1 protein-coding gene is annotated in these 1,056 nt (G+C 74.0%); it reads left to right on the top strand.

Annotated elements, in window-relative coordinates:
- On the top strand, window positions 1–1,056 hold a 1,056-nt coding region (recD, locus tag HMPREF0591_RS29905; protein ID WP_007172635.1), incomplete at both ends, for an exodeoxyribonuclease V subunit alpha.

Genomic DNA, 1,056 nt, shown 5'->3' with positions numbered 1-1,056 from the left:
AGGCGGTGGCCGCCGAGGTGCGGCGGCTGGACGCGGCGGACCGGGCGCGGCTGACCGGCCTGCCGGCGACGACGCTGCACCGGCTGCTGGGCGCGCGGCCGGATACGTCGGTGCGGTTCAAGCACAATCGCGGCAACCGGCTGCCGCACGACGTCATCGTGGTGGACGAGACGTCCATGGTGTCGCTGACGATGATGGCCCGCCTGCTGGAGGCGGTGCGGCCCGACACCCGGCTGATCCTGGTGGGCGATCCCGACCAGCTGGCCTCGGTGGAGGCCGGCGCGGTGCTGGCCGACCTGGTGGACGGGTTGACCGCGCGCGACGACGTGCGGGTGGCGGCGCTGCGCACACCGCATCGGTTCGGCGAGTCGATCGGCGCGCTGGCCGAGGCGATCCGGGTCGGCGACGCCGACCGCGTGCTGGGGTTGCTGCGGGCCGGCGGGGAACACATCGAGTGGCTCGACTCCGACGGGCCGGCCGACCGGCTGCGTGCGGTGCTGGTTCCGCACGCGCTGCGGGTGCGCGAGGCCGCGCTGCTCGGCGCCACCGAGGTGGCGTTGGCGACGCTCGACGAGCACCGGTTGTTGTGCGCGCACCGACAGGGGCCGTACGGGGTGTCGCACTGGAACCGGCAGGTGGAGCGCTGGCTCTCGGAGGAGACCGGCCAGCCGGTGCCGTCGGCGTGGTACGCCGGCCGGCCGGTGTTGGTGACGGCCAACGACTATGGGCTCAAGGTGTACAACGGCGACACCGGGGTGGTCGTGGCGGGCCCCGACGGCCTGCGGGCCGTCATCGCCGGCGCCGCGGGAACGTTGGGCTTCGCGACCAGCCGGCTCACCGACATTGAGACCATGCATGCCATGACGATCCACAAGAGCCAGGGCAGCCAGGCCGACGAGGTGACTGTGCTGATGCCGCCGGAGGACTCCCGCCTGCTGACGCGCGAACTGTTCTACACGGCGGTGACGCGGGCGAAGGCCAGGGTCCGGGTGGCCGGTTCCGAGGCCGCGGTGCGGGCGGCCATCGAGCGCCGCGCCGTGCGGGCGACCGGACTGG

Origin of the sequence: Mycobacterium parascrofulaceum ATCC BAA-614, assembly GCF_000164135.1 — a bacterium.
GTDB lineage: Bacteria > Actinomycetota > Actinomycetes > Mycobacteriales > Mycobacteriaceae > Mycobacterium > Mycobacterium parascrofulaceum.
This window is presented reverse-complemented; position numbering and strand designations above follow the sequence as displayed.